This window comes from Bacteroides sp. CAG:633 (genome assembly GCF_000435115.1).
GTDB classification, from domain to species: Bacteria; Bacteroidota; Bacteroidia; order Bacteroidales; family Bacteroidaceae; genus Bacteroides; species Bacteroides ndongoniae.
Window position 1 is genome coordinate 43,924 of the sequence record NZ_FR882971.1, and the last position, 20,851, is coordinate 64,774.

Here is a 20,851-nt window from a genome sequence, read left to right on the forward strand (position 1 = left end):
CATCCCTTCACCCCAAGAGCTGAATGCCGAAATGCCCTCTCCGGTTTGGTTATCCTTTCAACAAAACAGTATTACCTTTTCTTCAGCTAACCAGTCATTTCCTAATCAAAGGATACATATTTTGTCAATGATGCAAATGTAGTTCACATTCCTACAAACCAGAATACTGAATTGTGCAAAAGAAGAGAATGTAAGTTCATACCCTGCTTAAAAACATACTCTGTACGATTCAACCTCTTTTGTGTACGATTCAGCCTCACGCTTCAAATAGCCTAACAGCTCTTCCAAACAGATAACCGCTAAAGAATACAGTCATAAATAGCCATCTGCAAATTGGACAACTCGTCCAAAAAATGAGCAAGAATCGTACAACAAGGCTAAAAAATACACTATTCTATTGCTCAATAATACTTCTCAATCTATTTTTGCATCAGACAAACAGTAAGAAAAAAACAGGAAAAGTACCATGAAAATAAACTTATTATTGCTCTATCTGCTGCTGGCCACTCTTCAAACATACAGTACTCCTATATTTTTTCGCCACCTCACCGTAGCCGATGGACTATCCCACAACTCAGGCATGACATTTTATCAGGACGAACGTGGCTTTATTTGGATTGGTACGCGTAACGGTTTAAACCTTTATAACGGACAAAATATACAGATATTCAGATATAATAAAAAACAACCTGAAAGTTTACACAGCAATCTGATTCATCAGATAACTGGTGACGGCAAAGGAAACGTCTACATCCGTTGCAACAAAGGGCTCGTACGTTATAATATTCCTTCCAATCGCTTTAGCCGCTTGACCAATCATCCTGTAGAATCAATCTATTTTAACCAAGACCTTTATTATTGCCAGGGAGATCAAATTTACCGATGGAAAGAAAAAGGGGAAAAAGAGGAGGTTTTCCATTTAACAGAACGTGCAGCCGGACAAAACATCTTATGCCTGTTACAAAAAGCAGACTCTCTATTGGCAGGCACAAGCAATGGACTCTATTTGCTGAAAGGAGGAAAAACGATTTGTCTGATAGAGAACGTACGCCCCAGTGACTTATTCTGCGACTCCCACGGATGGATATGGATAACCAGCTATGACGGGAAAGGATTATATTGCCTGAAAAATGGGAAGATAGAACATTTTTCCCATTCTAATTCCGATCCGGAAAGCCTCAGTCATAACCAGACACACCGTTGTTGTGAAGACCATAACGGTAATATCTGGATTTCAACATTCCACGGACTGGACAAATACAACCGAGAAACAGGTAAATTCACAGCTTACTACGCAGCAGAAGCCAATGGACTAACAGAATCGTCTGTCTGGGGATTGATGTGCGACCGTCAAGGAATCATCTGGGCTGGCACCTATTACGGAGGCGTTAACTATTTCACTCCAACTTCACAATATTATCAGAAGTATTATGCAGTGCCTAACAACAAGAACGGATTAAGCTCACCTATTATAGGAGAAATGACCACCGATATCAGAGGAGACTTATGGCTTTGCACGGAAGGTGGTGGAATATGCCGTTACATACAGAAAGAAAACAGATTTCAACAATACCGACATAATGAGTCGTCCAACAGTCTGTCGCACAACCATGCAAAATGCTTATACTACGATGCCGAAAACGACTTTCTGTGGATCGGTACCCATTTAGGAGGATTAAACCGAATGGACATCTCAACCGGACAGTTTAAACATTACCGCCACAACCCGCAAGATACAACCACCATCCCATCGGACATCATTATGAGCATAACTCCCCATCAGAACAGACTTCTTTTGGGAGGCCAAGGCCAACTGGCTCTGTTCAACCCCAGTACGGGAAAATCTGTACCTTTCTTCTCTTCTACAGAAGAACAAGCCATTACCAATTATACATACGCCCTCCATGTTGACAGTCAAAATAATTTGTGGATCATAAGCGGTGCAGGCCAAAGGCTCTGTAAATATGATATCCGACGCCGTACACTGAAAGAATACAAGCACGACCCAAATACTCCCAACAGCATCAACGGTAACCTGTTCAACGCCATTTACGAAGACAGCTATCATAGAATATGGATTTGTTCCAACGGAAATGGACTGGATCTGTATCATCCCGAAACCGACCGTTTCGAAAACTTTGATACCGACAAAAATGGACTGGGCAGTAATGTCGTTTATGAAATACGCGAATTGTCCGATGGCAAAATGATTGTAACGACCGATCAAGGGTTCTCCGTCCTAAACGAAGCTTCAAAAACATTCACCAACTATGAACGTGGGCGTGACTTCCCCCTGAACTCAGTCAACGAACATTCTCTATATTATTCTACGACCACCAAAGAAATCTTTATCGGTGGCTTGGACGGTATGGTCTCTTTCCAGGAAGATATCCTTCACAAAAAGCCTCATACCTACTCCATTTACCCTTACAAGCTGACTGTTAACGGTGCCGTTGTTTCGGTGCAGGACGGAACCGGAATTCTGAAACAAGATATTTCAATGGCCGATCAGATTACTCTTCATGCCGGTCAGGATGTCTTTACCTTAGAATACACAACCACCAATTTTCTACCAGTCAAACGAGACCGGCTATCCTACCAGCTGGATGGTTATTCTGAGAAGTGGATTCCACTCAACGAAGAAAATCTCATTACATACACCAACTTGCCGTCTGGTAATTACACACTAAAAGTCAAGGCAACAGACGAAAACGGAGAGACTTTGTCTGCCCATCAACTCCATATCCGGATAATTCCTCCCCTGTATCGAAGCGGATGGGCTTATGCAATCTACCTGGCAGCAGCTTTACTGATTGTGCTCTACTTGCAGAAAATGCACAACACACGCATCCGCTTGTCCGAACAGATTATTTACGAAAAGAAACATGCCGAAGACATAGAACAGCTGAATCAGTCTAAACTAAGTTTCTTCACCAACATCTCACACGAATTCAGGACTCCTTTAAGCATTATCTTAGGACAAATGGAGATATTATTGGCCCGGCAACAGGCCGGCAGTTCTTTGCACATAGCATTGAAGAGGGTTTATCAAAACTGCCAGCAGCTGAACAGTCTGATTACCGAATTGCTCGATTTCAGGAAATTGGAACAAGGTTTTATGACGATTCATGCCCGACAACAAGACATTGTCGGCTTCCTCCACTCACAATACCGTTACTTCGAAGATTATGCGTTTCAAAAAAACATAGATTTCCGCTTCGAAAAAAGCCATCAACATATCCTCCTCTGGTTCGACGACAAGCAAATGCAGAAAGTTATAAACAACTTATTATCCAATGCATTCAAATATGTATCGCCTAAAGGTCGAATTGTATTGTCGGTACGGAAAGCCGACGAAGAAGTACTTATTGAAGTAACCAACACCGGCAATGGCATCAAGCCGGAAGATATCAACCGTATATTCGACCGTTTCTATCAGGCAGACTATACCCATTCGTCTACCGGAACCGGTATCGGACTGAATCTGACTAAAGGTATTGTAGAACTACACCACGGACGCATCGAGGCCTACAGCAATCCTGGCGACGAAACCACCTTCCGCGTACATTTACTAACAGGATATTCACATTTCAAACCGGAAGAAATAGAACCTGTTTCCCCAGCAAATGCAGAAGAGTTGGAAAGCAAAGAAGTTACTGATAATGAAGAGAATTTAGCTGAGCCATTGCCCCTAACCGACGATCATAAAGACGCAGAAACAACTGCGACTTCTCCCGCAAGCAAATGCAAGATGCTCATAGTAGAAGACCAACAGACACTACGGAATATGTTGGTAGAGCTTTTCACACCTTTCTACCACATACAGACGGCTGTCAACGGCAAGGAAGGATGGGAAAAAGTGCAGGCAGAATTGCCCGACATTGTACTGAGCGATGTAGTAATGCCTGAAATGGAAGGAACAGAATTGTGCCGCCTTATCAAAGAGACCAAAGCAACCTGCCACATCCCCGTCATCATTCTTACAGCTTGCATCGAGCAAGAGCAGATATTAAAAGGATGGCAAACCGGTGCGGACGATTACATTGTGAAGCCATTCGATATCCAGTTGCTAATTTCACGATGCAACAACCTGATAAAAAACCGGATGAGAGTAAAAGAACAATTAACCGATCCTTCCTCCACCATAACGCATATTCCCCAGCAATTGGCCAACGACATTCAGTCTCAGGACTTCATCAACAAAGCGACAGAAGCAATACGCAGACATTTGGAAAATTCGGATCTCTCTGTCCAACTTCTGGCTCAAGAATTAGGTATATCCCGTACACTGCTGTTCACCAAGTGCAGAAAGGCAACCGGACAGACTCCGTTAGAATTCATTCTAGACATTCGCATACAGGAAGCAGCCAGACTATTGGATACCCATCCGGAATACAACGTCAACGAAATCGGGGATCGTACCGGTTTTACTTCTCCGAAACTCTTCCGGCAACATTTCAAAGAAAGATTCCAGATGACGCCAACAGAGTACAGAAGACGGAAACGCTCGTAGAAACATGTGGGACCTTATAAAATCCACCCCAAAATTACTGTTTCATCCGTTTTTTGCGTAAGTTTGCATCCTAATAAGCGAAAGACGAAACATGAGCGAATCAAAATCTATCATCATCAAGGGTGCACGGGTCAACAACCTGAAAAACATTGATGTCGAAATACCGCGCAACAAGCTGGTTGTCATTACCGGACTGTCCGGTTCGGGAAAATCGTCGCTGGCATTCGACACACTGTATGCCGAAGGCCAACGCCGCTACGTGGAAAGCCTCAGCAGCTATGCACGCCAGTTTCTGGGGAGAATGAGCAAACCCGAATGCGACTTTATAAAAGGAATACCGCCCGCCATCGCCATCGAACAGAAAGTAAGCAGCCGTAACCCGCGTTCTACCGTGGGCACATCGACTGAAATATACGAATACCTGCGCCTGCTCTATGCACGGGTGGGCAAAACTTTCAGCCCCATCAGCGGGCAGGAGGTAAAGAAACACTCTACCGAGGACATCGTAAACTGCATGACCGAATACCCCGAAGGAACCCGGTTCACCGTACTGGCTCCTCTGTTGCTGCGCGAAGACCGCACACTGGCCCAGCAGCTGGAGGTGGACATGCAACAAGGATTCAACCGGCTGGAGGTAAACGGCCAGATGGTACGCATCGATGAATATCAGCCCCGGGAAGGCGACACCATCTTCCTGCTGGTCGACCGTATGACTGTCTCGACCGAGAAGGACAGCATCAGCCGCCTGATTGATTCGGCCGAAACTGCCATGTACGAGGGCGACGGTGCCTGCTTGCTGCGTTTCTATCAGGCGGACGGCGGAACCAGCCTCTACCGCTTCAGTACAAAGTTCGAAGCGGACGGCATTACCTTCGAAGAGCCCAACGACCAGATGTTTTCGTTCAACTCGCCCATCGGTGCCTGTCCCGAGTGTGAAGGATTCGGACGGGTGATCGGCATCGACGAACACCTGGTAGTTCCCAACCGCTCCCTTTCGGTATACGACGGTGCTGTAGTGTGCTGGCGTGGCGAAAAGATGGGCGAGTGGAAAGACATGGTGATCAGAGGAGCCGAAAAAGCAGGATTCCCCATCTTCACTCCCTACTATCAGCTGACCGACGAACAACGCCGCATGCTGTGGGAGGGGACGCCTTACTTCGAAGGCATCAACGCTTTCTTCAAGATGTTGCAGGAAAACCAATACAAGATACAATACCGCGTCATGCTGGCCCGTTATCGCGGAAAAACCCTCTGCCCCAAATGCCACGGCACACGGTTGAAACCCGAAGCCGGCTACGTGAAAGTGGGCGGACGAAGCATTTCCGAACTGGTAGACCTGCCTGTCACCGAACTGAAAGTCTTCTTCGATAACCTGAAACTAAGCAAGCACGATGCTGACGTAGCCCGACGCATTCTGACCGAGATAAACAGCCGGCTGCAGTTCCTGCTCGACGTAGGACTGGGCTATCTGACCCTGAACCGACTCAGCAATTCACTCTCGGGCGGTGAAAGCCAACGCATCAACCTGGCCACATCGTTGGGAAGCAGTCTGGTAGGAAGTCTGTACATTCTGGACGAACCCAGCATCGGACTGCATAGCCGCGATACCGACAAACTGATACACGTACTGCGGCAGCTGCAACAACTGGGCAACACCGTTGTCGTAGTAGAACATGACGAGGAAATCATCCGCGCAGCCGACTACATCATCGATATCGGTCCTAAAGCCGGACGACTGGGCGGACAAGTAGTTTACCAGGGGGACATGAAGGACTTGCAGAAGGGCAGCGAAAGCTACACCGTACGCTACCTGCTGGGCGAAGAAACCATCCCTGTACCGACCCACCACCGGCCTTGGAACAACTACATCGAAATAAAAGGTGCGCGCGAGAACAACCTGAAAGGTGTGGATGTACGCTTCCCCCTCAACGTGATGACGGTAGTCACCGGTGTCAGCGGATCGGGAAAAAGTACACTGGTACGCGACATCTTCTACCGTGCCCTGAAGCGCGAACTGGACGAGTGCACCGAACGCCCCGGTGAGTTTGTATCGATAGGAGGCGACCTGAAGAGTCTGCGCAACGTAGAGTTTGTCGACCAGAACCCCATCGGAAAATCATCGCGAAGCAATCCAGTGACTTACATCAAGGCTTACGACGAGATACGAAAACTCTGGGCCGAACAGCCACTGGCCAAACAAATGGGATACACCGCCGGCTATTTCAGCTTCAACAGCGAAGGCGGACGGTGTGAGGAATGTAAGGGCGAAGGTACCATCACCGTCGAAATGCAGTTCATGGCCGACCTGGTACTGGAGTGTGAATCGTGCCACGGCAAACGTTTCAAGGCCGACACGCTGGAAGTGAAGTTCCACGACATGAGCATCTACGACGTACTGGAAATGACGGTCAATCAGGCTGTCGAATTCTTCACGCAGCACGGACAGAAAAAGATTGTAAAGAAGCTGCAACCGTTGCAGGAAGTCGGTTTGGGCTACATCAAGCTGGGACAGTCTTCGTCCACCCTGTCGGGAGGCGAAAACCAGCGCGTCAAACTGGCTTACTACCTGAGTCAGGAAAAGGCCGACCCTACCCTCTTCATCTTCGACGAGCCTACCACCGGCCTGCATTTCCACGACATCCGAAAACTGCTCGAAGCTTTCGACTCGCTGATCAAGCGGGGACACAGCATTGTCATCATCGAGCATAACCTCGACGTTGTCAAGTGTGCCGACTATGTCATCGATCTTGGTCCCGAAGGTGGCGACAAAGGTGGTTACATCGTAGCCACAGGCACTCCGGAAGAAGTAGCCCAATGTGCAGCCAGCTATACCGGACAGTTCCTGCAAGAAAAACTACAGGCATAAAAACAGCACCATCCGCACCCGACGAGGAGAGCATCTCCCTATAGGGTGCGGATGGTAATATCAAAGAAACATAAGCCAACTTTACTTTTTCACATAACGCCCTATAATTTTATTCGTTTCTCACAAGTATGAGAACAACATTCTCACGCTTATGAGAAAACTATTCTCATACTTATGAGAATACCCTTCTCATACTTTGAGAAAAAATGAGAGACAATAAGGGAAAAAACAGAAAGCAGAAGAAAATTTTATGCCCAGCTCTTCGCATAAAAAAAAGTGTGGACAGCGCATCTTCTTGCCCTGTTCACACCTTTATTATATCCTCCTGTTTGCCAAAGCGGCACACAGAAAAGCAGTTCTATCAGAAATACAATCCGAACCCGACTTTTACTCCGAACTTAGAGCGGTCGCCATTCACATTCCAGTAAGCGGCAGGCTCGATGGTCACCGTACGCGAAAGGAAGAATGCGTATCCAGCCTCCATCCCGAATGAGAACTTGGTGTCATCCAGATTTCCCCAGTCGTAACGATCCACATTAACATTAGCACCCAGAAACACACCCACCTTACTGAAATAATAACGGCCACCCACACCCAACGAATAGATGTCGGCTCCATTCTCATTCCACTTGGCGGCACCGTTCACCAGCAAAGCCACGTTATCAATCAAAAAAGCACCTCCCTTAACTTCCAGTCCGAAAGAAGTCTTATCCGTACCGGTATCGTGCGACAGTTCCAATCCTGTCAGCGAAGGATTAACAACCCATTTTCCTTTCTCGAACTGTGCCCGGGCGGCTACCGAAGCGACCAACAGGCAAACAAGCAACATCAGTTTTTTCATATTATTTCAATTTTAATCCGTAAATATTCAGTTTCTACGCTCTTCATCCCACCGCTTCTGCTGCAGCTGTTCTTTCTTACGGAGCACCAGCCAGAGCAACAGCACTATGACGTACGAAGCCACTACCGTAATATACTTCTCCGCCTGCTCAATTTCCGTATTACGGGGCAGGAAATAAGCAGCCGTTGCCGAAACATAGATCAGCAAAGCAATGGTCAGTCCGGTCGATTTTCTGATTTTCTTCATCAACAAAGTTTTTTAGCAGTCTTGAAATACCATATCCTGAACCACACTGCAGCAACCACCGCAGCCAGTACAGCTATGATCGCCGCTTTATCCACCGACAAACCAATACCTTCGGGAGCTACACAAATGTACGTAGTACAAACAGCTGTCATAAACAAAGCCGGCAAATAAGTGACATAGAAATAGTATCCTTTCCGTTCACGTGCCAGATAAACCGTTATAGCCCACAAAGTAAATACCGACAACGCCTGATTGGCCCATGCGAAATAACGCCATATCATATCAAAGCCAGCCGCATCGCGCATGCTGTACAGCAACAAGGCAATAGCCACCAGGAACATCGGAATACATATATACAAACGTTTCCGCATGGATTTTTGTTCTATACCCAAGAAATCGGCTACAATCAGACGAGCCGAACGGAAAGCCGTATCACCACTGGTGATAGGAGCGGCAATTACTCCCAAAACAGCCAGCACACCGCCAACCGTACCTAACCAGTTTTTGGTGATGTCATCGACAATGACAGCTGCATTCGTTTCTGCCATACCGTTTTCATGGAAAAAGTAAGTAGCTGCGGCAGCCCATATCAGTCCGACGATTCCTTCGGTAATCATAGCACCGTAGAAAATAGGCCGACCGTGACGCTCGCTGGTCATACACCGTGCCATCAGCGGACTTTGAGTTGCATGAAAACCACTGATAGCGCCACAGGCGATACTGACAAACATAATAGGGAAAATAGGTAAGGTATCGGCATTCGGGTGAGTATTCTCAACACCGTCCCAAAGTTCGGGCAATGCAGGATGATTGACATACAGCATCACCAGAATACCTACCGCCATGAACAGCAATGCGATGGCAAACAACGGATAGATCTTACCGATAATCTTATCCACCGGCAACAGTGTAGCCAGAATATAATAAAGGAACACCACGATAATCCAGAAAGTCACATCCAGCGCATCCGGGGTGAGCTTAGCCAGCAATCCTGCAGGACCAGCCACGAAAACAGCACCGACCAGAATCATCAGAATCACCGTGAAACCACGCATAATCTGCTTGGTTGTCAGTCCCAAATAGCGTCCGACTATTTCAGGAAGGCTTTCTCCGCCATGTCGCAAAGACAGCATACCCGCCAGATAGTCGTGAACAGCACCGGCAAATATACTACCCAACACAATCCACAAATAAGAAGCCATACCGAATTTGGCTCCCATAATAGCACCAAAGATAGGTCCCAGACCTGCTATGTTCAGAAATTGAATCATAAAGATTTTCCAACGGGGAAGTGGCATATAGTCTACTCCGTCGGCTTTCGTCAAAGCCGGAGTCTGACGGTCGTCCGGACCAAAAATCCGTTCTACAAAACGACCGTAAATGAAATAGCCTGCAATAAGAGCAAGTAAACAAAGTGTAAAAGTAATCATTGTGTGTTTCTTTTTATTATGTTAGAGTGCACAAATGTAACAGTATTTTAAATAATGGCACAACTTTATTCGCATTTTTGCTATCTTTGGCACAAAAAAGAACGATTTAAATGAAACGACTCATTTTTCTTCTGATATCCCTAATCTGTCTGGGAAGTATGCAAAAACTTACAGCCCAGCCCAAACAAGAAGTCAGAGCAGCATGGGTTACCGCCGTTTACGGATTGGACTGGCCCCGGACACGTGCCACCTCACCCCAAAAGATACAACAACAGAAAAATGAACTGATAGAAATACTGGACAAACTACGGGATGCACATTTCAACACCGTACTGTTTCAGACCCGTACGCGGGGCGATGTGCTGTACCAATCGGCCATCGAGCCATACAACTCCATTCTGACCGGACAGGTCGGAAAAGATCCCGGTTACGACCCGCTGGCCTTTGCCATCGAAGAATGCCACAAACGTGGTATGGAGTGCCATGCCTGGATGGTAACCATCCCTTTGGGAAACCGGAAACACGTTTCCGCCTTGGGCAAAGCCTCGGTTACCAAGAAAAGACCTGCCATCTGTGTGCCTTACAAACGGGAATACTTTCTGAATCCCGGTAATCCGCAAACCAAAGAATACCTGATGAGCCTGGTGCGCGAAGTGGTAGAACGATACGACGTAGACGGCGTGCACTTCGACTATCTGCGTTATCCGGAAAACGCCCCCAACTTCCCCGACAAGTACGACTTCCGCAAATACGGCAAGGGACGCACATTGGACCAATGGAGAAGAGACAACATCACGGAAATCGTGCGCTATATATATAAAGGTGTAAAACAACTGAAGCCTTGGGTCAAGGTGAGCACCTGTCCGGTCGGAAAGTACCGCGACACCTCGCGTTATTCCTCGCGCGGATGGAACGCCTTCCACACCGTCTATCAGGACGTACAAGGCTGGCTGGGAGAAGGCATACAGGATCAGGTGTATCCCATGATGTATTTCCGCGGCAACGGATTCTATCCCTTCGCACTCGACTGGAAAGAACAATCCAACGGACGACAAGTCATCCCCGGCTTGGGCATTTACTTTCTGGATCCCAGCGAAGGCAACTGGACTGTGGACGAAGTGGAACGACAGATTCACTTTGTGCGTACCCACAAGCTGGACGGAGAAGGACATTACCGGGTAAAATACCTGATGGACAACACACAGGAACTGTACGACATCCTGACTGAAAAGTATTACACAGCCCCTGCCCTGCAACCACCCATGACATGGATAGACAGCATACCGCCTACCGCCCCCACTGCACTGAAAGTGGAAAAGCTGAAAGAAGGCTACTGGAAACTAAGCTGGAAACCTGGCACCGACAATGATTCTCGTAATGCACCTACCTACGTGATTTATGCATCCGACACCTACCCTGTCGACACCAGCCGTCCCGAGAATATTGTAGCACAACGCATACAGGGCACAGAATTCATCTATGCCCCTATACTGCCCTGGACCGTGAAACGCTACTTTGCCGTCACCGCACTAGACCGCTGTGGCAACGAAAGCACAACGGCAGCCGAGTCTTACAGTTCTACCCGATGAACCTCGTCTACTCCGTCGATACTGCTAATGGATGCTATCACCTTCTGCAGCTCGCTGAACGAATGAACCGAAAAGTTGATAGTACAATCGGCAATCTCGTCAACAGTCTCCGTATTCAGACTAGAGATGGAAAGCTTCATGCCGTTAGTAATGCAATCCACCAGATCGATCAGTAAATGATAGCGGTCGACAGCACGTACATTGATACGCACGGGATAGAACACATCCTTATCTTCTGGAAAATCGACTGAGACAATGGAATCACCGTCCTGCGACGCTTGGCGGATAGCCAAAGCACAATCGCGCTTATGGATGGTTATCGTACCATCCAACTCTCTGAAACCTATCACTTCATTGCCCGGCAACGGATGGCAGCATAGGCAACGGTTCTTGGGAATAGACTTTATCTGACCCAAATAAGAACGCAAGAAGCTCTTGGCCTTATACGTCTGCACACAGTCGAGCCAGTCGGGACGAGGAGCAAATTCCGGATTAACCCCGACTTCCACACAGTCACCATGATGAAGTTCAGTCTTGACCGAGCACAGTTTACCATTCACCTTGGCATACTGGGCATGCGCCCCGATCGAATTGTGCAGTTCGAAAGCAAAGTCGAGCACCGTAGCCCGTTGTGGCAGATTGATAGGTTTACCCTGTGGAGTGAAAACTGTAATATCCTCGTTGTAAAGCGAACTTACCACACTGTCCATGAACCAGCCTTCGGCAGTCTGGCTGGCCGCATCCTTCAGCAAGGCACGGAACTTGGCAATCCAGTTGTCCCACGCCCCTTCCATCCGTTCAACGGCACACCCCAGCTTGGAGTTGAGTACCATACGTTCGGAAGAGATATGGATTTCTTCCCAAATGCCATGCTCGCTAAGCAGACGGATATGGAAACTCTGATAACCGTTCTCCTTGGGAGAGTCGATAAAGTTGACGATGCTGCCCGGTTTTTCCTTGAAACGGTCGGTCAGGATGGAATAGATGTGCAGACAGATGCGCTTTTCATCTTCTTCACGTTCGGCCGGATAAATCAACCGGACTACATGACGGTAATCCAAATGCTTGAAGTCACGCCCGGTAGACTGTATCTTCCGCCAGATGCTGTAAGGCATACGATAGCGCACTTCCGTACGCGCCTGAATGCCTTTGCGGCGCAACAACTCCAGCATTTCGCCGGTAAAGGCATCCAGACGCTGACGGTCTTCAGCCTTATCGGCTTCGATGGCTCGTTCCAGTTCCTGATACTCCAGCGGACAACGGTAGCGTAAACTTAGATTCTCCAGTTCGCGACGAATACCGTACAACCCCAGACGGTTGGCCAGCGGAGCATAGAAGTAATCGGTTTCGCCCGCTATCTTCATCTGCTTTTCAGGACGCATACTGTCCAGCGTACGCATGTTATGCAAGCGGTCGGCTAGTTTGATAAGGATGGCACGGATGTCGTAATGCAGCGAGTCGAGCATTTGCTTGAAGTTTTCCACCTGCTTGGAAGTTTCATACTGCATTTTTTTCTGTTTCGTCACGACTCTGACCAAGTAGGCGACATCGGGACCAAAACGTGCCTTTATATCATCGAGTGTAAACGACGTATCTTCGGCCACGTCGTGCAGAAACGCAGCAATCACCGGATTAGGCCCCAGTTGCAATTCTTCGGCCACAATCCGTGCCACTGCTACCGGATGTATAATATAGGGTGCACCACTTTTACGTTTCTGTCCGGCATGAGCCTCTCGGGCAAACTCGAACGCTTCCCTAATGCGTATACGATCTTCGGCCGACACGTTACGCCGGTCCATTACGGACAAAATGCTTTCCAACTGTCCGTTGATTAATTTATCATAGTCTTCCATGGATAATGTTTTTCAGTAGTCAGGAAAATTCCGGCTGCATTATGCAAAAATAATAAAAAGGAAGAATATATAAAACGATAAGGACATTTTTTGAACATTACAGATAGCAAAACTGTTACTCAGCAACTTTAACGTAAGCCCGATAACGGCTTTCCGAACCGACTGGCACCAATGGTAAATAACCCGACAAAAGTTTACCATCGCGTATCACAGCCTGCGACTCCCGCTTGTCAGCCTCGTGCGCACGGTGCAGACTGGCAGGATCGGAGAAATATTCCACGCGAAAACATCCATTAGCAGAGGGTAACATAAAACGGTCGAAGAAGAGACGGGCCACCACTCCCATGTTCATACGCAGGTTTACCTCCACACAAGGAAAAACACGATATTCACCATTCTCCTCATCCCCCACCCTGCAAATCATCATATCTACTCCCAAGAAGCCTTTGTATGCCCAACCATAACAACTGGTAAGTTCTTGCTGTAGACAGATACATATCTGCTGCCAGGCCGCCAAAGGAAGAAAATGCAGAATCTGTTGTTCGATTGCCTCATTGGACAACAGCCTATTACCCGAATAAGCACCTCGTTCATCTGTATCAAACAGTGAATAACCAATGAAATCCACATTTCCCTGCCCGTCGGACTGATATTCCAATGCAAAGTCCAATACCTTATTATATATAGGAAATCCTGTCAGAAATCCCTGCTCACGGATAATGCGCGCACACCGGCTGGACATCAACTCCGTAAAGCCACTACGACACCACAGCAATCCCTTTCCACTGCCCGACCAGGGAGTCTTGAACACACAACTACCCAGCCTGCGGGCGTAATCGCTACACGCCTGTACATCCAACAGAACCACACCACTACCACAACAAAAAGGCAATCCTGCCAAGGCTTGCAGAATACGCAATCCTACATCGCGTCCCGCTAAAGCCCGCAACCGGTTCAGACTTTCCACCGTCGGCAATGCGTCTTCGCACACTCCAGCTTTCAGTAAAGAACGGCGCAAAGAAACATTCCATCCCCAGGGATATAAGCTTGCAGGTGAAACTTCCGGCAACTGATTCCATACTACCGGCCTCACATCCAACGGGAAATATTGTCGCATCTGCCCGGCAAAATCATATTCTGCCTCTTCCGACATCAGCACACCGCTTCCCGGTGCGGCATACCACAAAGGTAACCAAGCCAAATCCGCAGTCATACGACGTACGGAAGCCGGAGCAATGTAATGTCCGCCGTTGTCTGCAAGCGCCATGTCGGCATCGGGATTGAAAAGATAGAGTTCCATATACACCTGTTTCTGCTGTTTCCGGGAGGAAAGATAAGAATTAATTTCCAATATTTTGCTATCTCCACTTTGCAAATCTATAAAAAAGCTATATCTTTGTCGCCTGATAAATATGGAATATAAAGCATGGAAGCATTTTATCGTACGCACGCTTATCTGGTAGAACATACCAACGCCCCTGTCCGCCGCGACCTGATGGACGAGATCGACTGGAACGACCGTCTCATCGGCATCAAAGGCACACGTGGCGTAGGCAAAACAACTTTCCTGCTGCAATATGCCAAAGAAAAATTCGGCACCGACCGTTCCTGCCTGTTCATCAACATGAACAACTTCTACTTCTCGGGACATAGCTTGGTCGATTTTGCCTACGAGTTTCAACGCCGTGGGGGAAAAGTGCTGTTGATTGACCAGGTGTTCAAACACCCCGACTGGAGTCAGGAACTGCGAATGTGCTACGACCGCTTCCCCAACCTGAAAATAGTATTTACCGGTTCGTCGGTCATGCGACTGAAAGAAGAGAACCTTGAACTGCGCGATGTGGTAAAAAGCTACAACCTGCGCGGATTCTCCTTCCGCGAATTCCTGAACCTGCAGACAGGAATGAAATTCCATGCTTATACGCTGGAGGAAATCCTGAGCAGCCACGAACAGATAGCCAAAGGCATCTTATCGAAAGTACGCCCGCTGGATTATTTTCAGGACTATATCCACCACGGATTCTACCCTTTCTTCCTTGAAAAACGCAACTTCTCGGAGAATCTGTTGAAGACCATGAACATGATGGTGGAAGTAGACATCCTGCTTATCAAACAAATCGAGCTGAAATATCTTTCTAAAATAAAAAAATTATTATATTTGCTGGCTGTAGACGGGCCGAAAGCTCCGAACGTCAGCCAACTGGCAAACGACATACAGACATCGCGTGCCACGGTGATGAATTACATCAAATATCTGGCAGATGCACGCCTTATCAACATGGTCTATCCGAAAGGAGAAGAATTCCCCAAAAAACCATCGAAGATAATGATGCACAACCCCAACCTGATGTACTCCATCTATCCGGTGAAAGTAGAAGAACAGGACGTTCTCGACACCTTCTTTGTAAACACCATGTGGAAAGACCACAAGGTGAACAAAGGCGATAAGAACGTCTCGTTTATGGTAGACGAGGTCATGCCGTTCAAGATATGCCCGGAAGGTATGAAGATTAAGAACAACCCCGGTATCACCTACGCCCTGCACAAAGCAGAGATAGGACGTAATAACCAGATACCGCTTTGGCTATTCGGATTTTTATACTAAAGAAGCATATAGCCCAGAAAAACAAATACTTCCAAACAGAAGAAAAACGATTTTTTACTTTATAAAATTCATTTAGTTATGACTAAACAGAAAAAATTCATCACTTGTGATGGTAACGAAGCCGCTGCACACATCTCGTACATGTTCTCCGAGGTAGCAGCCATCTACCCCATCACCCCGTCATCTACGATGGCTGAACACGTAGACGAATGGGCTGCCGCAGGTCGTAAAAACATCTTCGGCGAAACAGTATTGGTACAGGAAATGCAGTCGGAAGCCGGTGCTGCCGGTGCCGTACACGGCTCACTGCAGGCAGGTGCGCTGACTACCACCTACACTGCTTCTCAGGGTCTGTTGCTGATGATCCCCAATATGTACAAGATTGCCGGTGAAAACTTGCCCTGCGTATTCCACGTATCTGCACGTACACTGGCCAGCCACGCTCTGTGTATCTTCGGCGACCATCAGGATGTAATGTCTTGCCGCCAGACAGGATTCGCCATGCTGGCTGAAGGTTCTGTACAGGAAGTGATGGACCTCGCCGGTGTTGCTCACCTGTCTACACTGAAGGCACGCGTTCCGTTCATCAACTTCTTCGACGGTTTCCGTACATCACACGAAATCCAGAAGATCGAGAAGCTGGACAACGAAGACCTCGCTCCGCTGATCGATCAGGAAGCTTTGGCTGAATTCCGTAGCCGCGCTATGAATCCTATGACTCCGGTAGCACGTGGTATGGCTGAAAACCCCGACCACTTCTTCCAACACCGTGAATCATGCAACAGCTTCTATGATGCTGTTCCCGCTATCGTAGAAGACTACATGAAGAAGATCAGCGAAATCACTGGCCGCAACTACGGTCTGTTCGACTACTACGGTGATCCAGAGGCAGAACGCGTTATCATCGCTATGGGTTCGGTAACCGAAGCTATCCGCGAAGTAATCGACTATCTGCGCGCCAAAGGCGAGAAAGTAGGTTTGGTAGCTGTTCACCTCTACCGTCCGTTCTCTGCCAAGCACTTCCTGGCTGCTGTGCCTAAGACTGCTAAGCGCATTGCCGTACTCGACCGTACAAAGGAACCGGGTGCCAACGGCGAACCGCTTTATATGGATGTTAAAGACTGCTTCTACGGACAGGAAAATGCTCCGCTTATCGTTGGCGGACGTTACGGTCTGGGTTCGAAAGATACCACTCCGGCACAAATCTTTGCCGTTTACGACAACCTGTCATTGCCGACTCCGAAGAACCACTTCACTATCGGTATCGTAGACGACGTTACCTTCACTTCTCTGCCTCAGGAAGCTGAAATCGCAGTAGGTGGCGAAGGCATGTTCGAAGCTAAGTTCTACGGTCTGGGTGCCGACGGTACAGTAGGTGCCAACAAGAACTCAGTGAAGATTATCGGTGACAATACCGACAAGCACTGTCAGGCATACTTCTCTTACGACTCTAAGAAGTCAGGCGGTTTCACTTGCTCTCACCTGCGTTTCGGTGACACTCCTATCCGCTCTACTTACTTGGTTAATACACCTAACTTCGTAGCTTGCCACGTACAGGCTTACCTGCACATGTATGACGTAACCCGCGGTCTGCGCAAGAACGGTTCGTTCCTGCTCAACACCATCTGGGAAGGCGAAGAACTGGCAAAGAACCTGCCGAACAAGGTGAAGAAATATTTCGCACAGAACAACATCACCGTTTACTACATCAACGCAACTCAGATTGCACAGGAAATCGGTTTGGGCAACCGTACCAACACTATCCTGCAGTCTGCATTCTTCCGCATCACAGGCGTTATCCCCGTTGACCTGGCTGTAGAACAAATGAAGAAGTTCATCGTGAAGTCTTATGGCAAGAAGGGTGAAGACGTTGTGAACAAGAACTATGCTGCCGTTGACCGTGGTGGCGAATACAAGCAGCTGACTATCGATCCGGCATGGGCTAACCTGGCCGACGACGAAAAGGCTGCCAACAACGATCCTGCTTTCATCAACGAAGTAGTTCGTCCTATCAATGCTCAGGACGGCGACTTGCTGCCGGTATCTGCATTCAAGGGTATCGAAGACGGTACTTGGGAACAAGGTACTGCCAAGTACGAAAAACGCGGTGTTGCCGCATTCGTTCCTGCATGGAATGCCGAAAACTGTATCCAGTGTAACAAGTGTGCTTACGTTTGTCCTCACGCTGCCATCCGTCCGTTCATCCTCGATGCTGAAGAGCAGAAGGGTGCTAACTTCACTCAGCTGAAAGCTGTTGGTAAGGTATTCGACGGCATGACATTCCGCATGCAGGTTGACGTACTCGACTGTCTGGGTTGCGGTAACTGTGTTGACGTATGTCCGGGCAATCCGAAGAAGGGTGGCAAAGCCTTGTCAATGGTTCACCTGGAAAGCCAGATGGCCGAAGCCGACAACTGGACTTACTGCGTAGAAAACGTGAAGACCAAACAACACCTGGTAGACATCAAGGCCAACGTGAAGAACTCTCAGTTCGCTACTCCGTTGTTCGAGTTCTCAGGCGCTTGCTCGGGTTGCGGCGAAACTCCGTACGTGAAACTGATTTCTCAGCTCTTCGGCGACCGCGAAATGGTAGCCAACGCTACAGGATGTTCTTCTATCTACTCTGGTTCTGTTCCTTCTACTCCTTACACCAAGAACGAGAAGGGTCACGGTCCGGCATGGGCTAACTCTCTGTTCGAAGACTTCTGCGAATTCGGTCTGGGTATGGAACTGGCCAACGAAAAGATGCGTGCCCGCATTGCCAAACTGATGCAGGAAGGCATCGAAAACGAAGCTACTCCGGCTGAGTACAAAGCTATCTTCCAGGAATGGTTGGACAACGCTTTGGATGCTGACAAGACGAAAGACATCTACGAACGCATCGTTCCGATGTTGGAAGCTGCTAAAGACAAGTGTCCGGTTTGCGCAGGTATCTACAACCTGAAACAATACATCGTAAAACGCAGCCAGTGGATTATCGGTGGCGACGGTGCTTCTTACGATATCGGTTACGGTGGTCTCGACCACGTTATCGCCAGCGGTAAGGACGTTAACATCCTCGTACTCGATACAGAGGTTTACTCTAACACGGGTGGTCAGTCTTCTAAGGCTACTCCGGTAGGTGCTATCGCTAAGTTTGCTGCTGCCGGTAAGCGCGTACGTAAGAAAGACCTCGGTCTGATGGCTACTACTTACGGTTACGTTTACGTAGCACAGATCGCTATGGGTGCCGATCAGGCTCAGACTCTGAAGGCTCTGCGCGAAGCTGAAGCATATCCCGGTCCGTCACTCATCATCGCTTACGCTCCGTGTATCAACCACGGTCTGAAGGCTGGTATGGGTAAGAGCCAGGCTGAGGAAGAAAAAGCTGTTAAGTGTGGTTACTGGCACTTGTGGCGTTACAACCCGGCTTTGGAAGCTGAAGGCAAGAATCCGTTCACACTGGATAGCAAAGAGCCCGAATGGGAAGGCTTCAAAGACTTCCTGAAGGGTGAGGTTCGTTACGCATCTGTAATGAAGCAATATCCTGCAGAAGCTGAACAACTCTTCCAGGCTGCCGAGGACAACGCTAAGTGGCGTTACAACAGCTACAAGCGTCTGGCCCGCGAAAACTGGGGAACAGAAGTTGCTGAATAAGCCAAATGCTCAGAAAAAGAAAGAAGGGGACCATGCTCCCACTTCTTTCTGATACCATAAACAATCCCCTGTAAGGCACAAAACCTTGCAGGGGATTGTTGTATATTGAAGAAACCACAATGCCAGCTTATGCATCATCAGTGCACCAGTTATTGCACTGCGAGTGCACTACCTACTGCATTGACAGTGCAGTGACTATTGCACTATGAGTGCAATAACTGGTGCACTTTTTTTTCTCTATTTCCGCCTTTTCTTTTCCTGATTTAACTTAGCGCTTTTTGTTTTATCAACTATATCAGCAGACAGTTTCCGGAAGCTGCACCTTGTTTTTTCCTGATTTACATGCCCGCTTCCTGGACAAAATTATTATTTCGGTATTCGGAAGGCGTAACACCCAAATGCTTTTTCACATACTGAGCAAAAAAAGATACATTGGAAAACTCAAAATCTGCTGCTATTTCCTTGATACTTTTGCTGGAAAATTTCAATTCCTGTATAATATGCTCTATAGCATTATCATGAATTAATGTCAAGGCATTCTTTCCACTCACACGTTTGATAATACGCGACAAGTATTTGGGAGAATAACAGAATTGATTGGCATAATACTCCAAAGTCCGGTGTCTGCCACTATCGGCAGCCAAAGCCTCCATAAAGCGCTTGAATATAAAGTCCGGCTGATTGACACGTCTGTCGCCTTTCTCTTCCAGACACAACATTTTCCGACTGACAGCAGCTATCAGTTCTGTAAAAAACGCAGACGACAAATATAACAGAATATCTTTCTGAAACGGATCAGTGCTCAAAGCAGTCTTTTTCTCAATCAGTTCCAAATATCTGGAAAACAAATTCTTTTCGTCCTCATTAAAATGCTTGACCGGATTCCGATGCAAATAATGGAAGGACTTCCATGTATACTTCTGGGTTTGTGTAAGTCTTTGTATGAAACGGCCAGAAAAACAAATAATCTTCACCCGGCAATTCGAAGATATCATCACCTCACTCATCACCATATTCGAGAGACTGACCAACAGATCATCAGCCTTTAACCGGCATGTTATATTGTTCAACTCCAACCTTATCTCCCCTTCTATGCAATACAACATCATAAACACTTTTAGCTTAACAGTTTTATCCCCCTGCATGATATCATCCAAATTATCGGTCATAAAGAGATAATCATCTACACAACCTCCATGCTCGTTATACAATTTAAGTGCTTTAATGTCGATATACTTAATATTTTCTTCCATCTATTTTTTCGGCAAAGAT

Annotated in this window: 11 protein-coding genes; 5 read left to right on the forward strand and 6 right to left on the reverse strand. The window is 47.5% G+C overall.

The genetic code is table 11. The features are described from left to right. Positions 1 to 466 precede the first annotated feature (466 nt). Both QVP67_RS01425 and uvrA read left to right on the forward strand, forming a co-directional pair. Positions 467 to 4,513 (forward strand): hybrid sensor histidine kinase/response regulator transcription factor, encoded by a 4,047-nt coding sequence (locus QVP67_RS01425; RefSeq protein WP_022161782.1) that lies wholly within the window; start codon positions 467 to 469, stop codon positions 4,511 to 4,513. 91 nt (positions 4,514 to 4,604) lie between these two features. After that, complete coding sequence (gene uvrA, locus QVP67_RS01430; RefSeq protein ID WP_022161783.1) at positions 4,605 to 7,379, forward strand: excinuclease ABC subunit UvrA; 2,775 nt, start codon at positions 4,605 to 4,607, stop codon at positions 7,377 to 7,379. A 361-nt stretch (positions 7,380 to 7,740) separates the two neighbouring features. Here uvrA and QVP67_RS01435 read toward each other — a convergent pair whose 3' ends face one another. Genes QVP67_RS01435 through QVP67_RS01445 form a run of 3 tightly spaced genes read right to left on the reverse strand, consistent with a single transcriptional unit; the run spans position 7,741 to position 9,896 of the window. Next, on the reverse strand, positions 7,741 to 8,220 hold the full coding sequence (locus QVP67_RS01435; protein WP_022161784.1) for a hypothetical protein: 480 nt from the start codon (positions 8,218 to 8,220) through the stop codon (positions 7,741 to 7,743). Between the two features lie 27 nt (positions 8,221 to 8,247). Next, positions 8,248 to 8,466: a hypothetical protein gene (locus QVP67_RS01440; protein ID WP_022161785.1), complete on the reverse strand. Its 219-nt coding sequence runs from the start codon at positions 8,464 to 8,466 to the stop codon at positions 8,248 to 8,250. Next, positions 8,466 to 9,896, reverse strand: a complete 1,431-nt coding sequence (locus tag QVP67_RS01445) for a carbon starvation CstA family protein (RefSeq protein ID WP_022161786.1) — start codon at positions 9,894 to 9,896, stop codon at positions 8,466 to 8,468. The genes QVP67_RS01440 and QVP67_RS01445 overlap by 1 nt, the downstream gene beginning before the upstream one ends. A 110-nt stretch (positions 9,897 to 10,006) precedes the next feature. On the opposite strand from QVP67_RS01445, the gene QVP67_RS01450 reads away from it, so the two are divergent. Next, on the forward strand, positions 10,007 to 11,485 hold the full coding sequence (locus QVP67_RS01450; RefSeq protein ID WP_022161787.1) for a glycoside hydrolase family 10 protein: 1,479 nt from the start codon (positions 10,007 to 10,009) through the stop codon (positions 11,483 to 11,485). Here the strand turns inward: QVP67_RS01450 and QVP67_RS01455 are convergent. Together QVP67_RS01455 and QVP67_RS01460 are read right to left on the reverse strand one after the other, a co-directional pair. After that, the gene (locus tag QVP67_RS01455) at positions 11,467 to 13,338 is read right to left on the reverse strand and encodes a RelA/SpoT family protein (RefSeq protein WP_022161788.1); all 1,872 of its coding nucleotides are present in this window, start codon (positions 13,336 to 13,338) and stop codon (positions 11,467 to 11,469) included. The two genes, QVP67_RS01450 and QVP67_RS01455, sit on opposite strands and share 19 nt — an antisense overlap. Before the next feature lie 115 nt (positions 13,339 to 13,453). Beyond that, entirely contained in the window at positions 13,454 to 14,638 is a 1,185-nt protein-coding gene (locus tag QVP67_RS01460; RefSeq protein ID WP_022161789.1) for a hypothetical protein, read from the reverse strand. Between the two features lie 126 nt (positions 14,639 to 14,764). Here QVP67_RS01460 and QVP67_RS01465 point away from each other — a divergent pair, with 126 nt between their 5' ends. Further along, the gene (locus QVP67_RS01465; RefSeq protein WP_022161790.1) at positions 14,765 to 15,943 is read left to right on the forward strand and encodes an ATP-binding protein; all 1,179 of its coding nucleotides are present in this window, start codon (positions 14,765 to 14,767) and stop codon (positions 15,941 to 15,943) included. A 78-nt stretch (positions 15,944 to 16,021) separates the two neighbouring features. Then, positions 16,022 to 19,579 carry a pyruvate:ferredoxin (flavodoxin) oxidoreductase gene (gene nifJ, locus QVP67_RS01470; protein ID WP_022161791.1) on the forward strand — a complete coding sequence of 1,186 codons (3,558 nt, stop codon included), beginning with the start codon at positions 16,022 to 16,024 and terminating at the stop codon, positions 19,577 to 19,579. A gap of 338 nt (positions 19,580 to 19,917) precedes the next feature. Here the strand turns inward: nifJ and QVP67_RS01475 are convergent, their stop codons facing one another. Next, positions 19,918 to 20,832, reverse strand: coding sequence for a helix-turn-helix domain-containing protein (locus tag QVP67_RS01475; protein ID WP_022161792.1), 915 nt, complete (start codon positions 20,830 to 20,832; stop codon positions 19,918 to 19,920). Between the last annotated feature and the right edge of the window lie 19 nt (positions 20,833 to 20,851).

What these genes read in the sequence shown, in the direction of transcription:
- QVP67_RS01465 (WP_022161790.1), top strand. Translation starts at nt 14,765, where the DNA reads ATGGAAGCATTTTATCGTACGCACGCTTATCTGGTAGAACATACCAAC.
- QVP67_RS01435 (WP_022161784.1), bottom strand. Translation starts at nt 8,220, where the DNA reads ATGAAAAAACTGATGTTGCTTGTTTGCCTGTTGGTCGCTTCGGTAGCC.
- QVP67_RS01440 (WP_022161785.1), bottom strand. Translation starts at nt 8,466, where the DNA reads ATGAAGAAAATCAGAAAATCGACCGGACTGACCATTGCTTTGCTGATC.
- QVP67_RS01460 (WP_022161789.1), bottom strand. Translation starts at nt 14,638, where the DNA reads ATGGAACTCTATCTTTTCAATCCCGATGCCGACATGGCGCTTGCAGAC.
- QVP67_RS01475 (WP_022161792.1), bottom strand. Translation starts at nt 20,832, where the DNA reads ATGGAAGAAAATATTAAGTATATCGACATTAAAGCACTTAAATTGTAT.
- QVP67_RS01445 (WP_022161786.1), bottom strand. Translation starts at nt 9,896, where the DNA reads ATGATTACTTTTACACTTTGTTTACTTGCTCTTATTGCAGGCTATTTC.
- QVP67_RS01425 (WP_022161782.1), top strand. Translation starts at nt 467, where the DNA reads ATGAAAATAAACTTATTATTGCTCTATCTGCTGCTGGCCACTCTTCAA.
- nifJ (WP_022161791.1), top strand. Translation starts at nt 16,022, where the DNA reads ATGACTAAACAGAAAAAATTCATCACTTGTGATGGTAACGAAGCCGCT.
- QVP67_RS01455 (WP_022161788.1), bottom strand. Translation starts at nt 13,338, where the DNA reads ATGGAAGACTATGATAAATTAATCAACGGACAGTTGGAAAGCATTTTG.
- QVP67_RS01450 (WP_022161787.1), top strand. Translation starts at nt 10,007, where the DNA reads ATGAAACGACTCATTTTTCTTCTGATATCCCTAATCTGTCTGGGAAGT.
- uvrA (WP_022161783.1), top strand. Translation starts at nt 4,605, where the DNA reads ATGAGCGAATCAAAATCTATCATCATCAAGGGTGCACGGGTCAACAAC.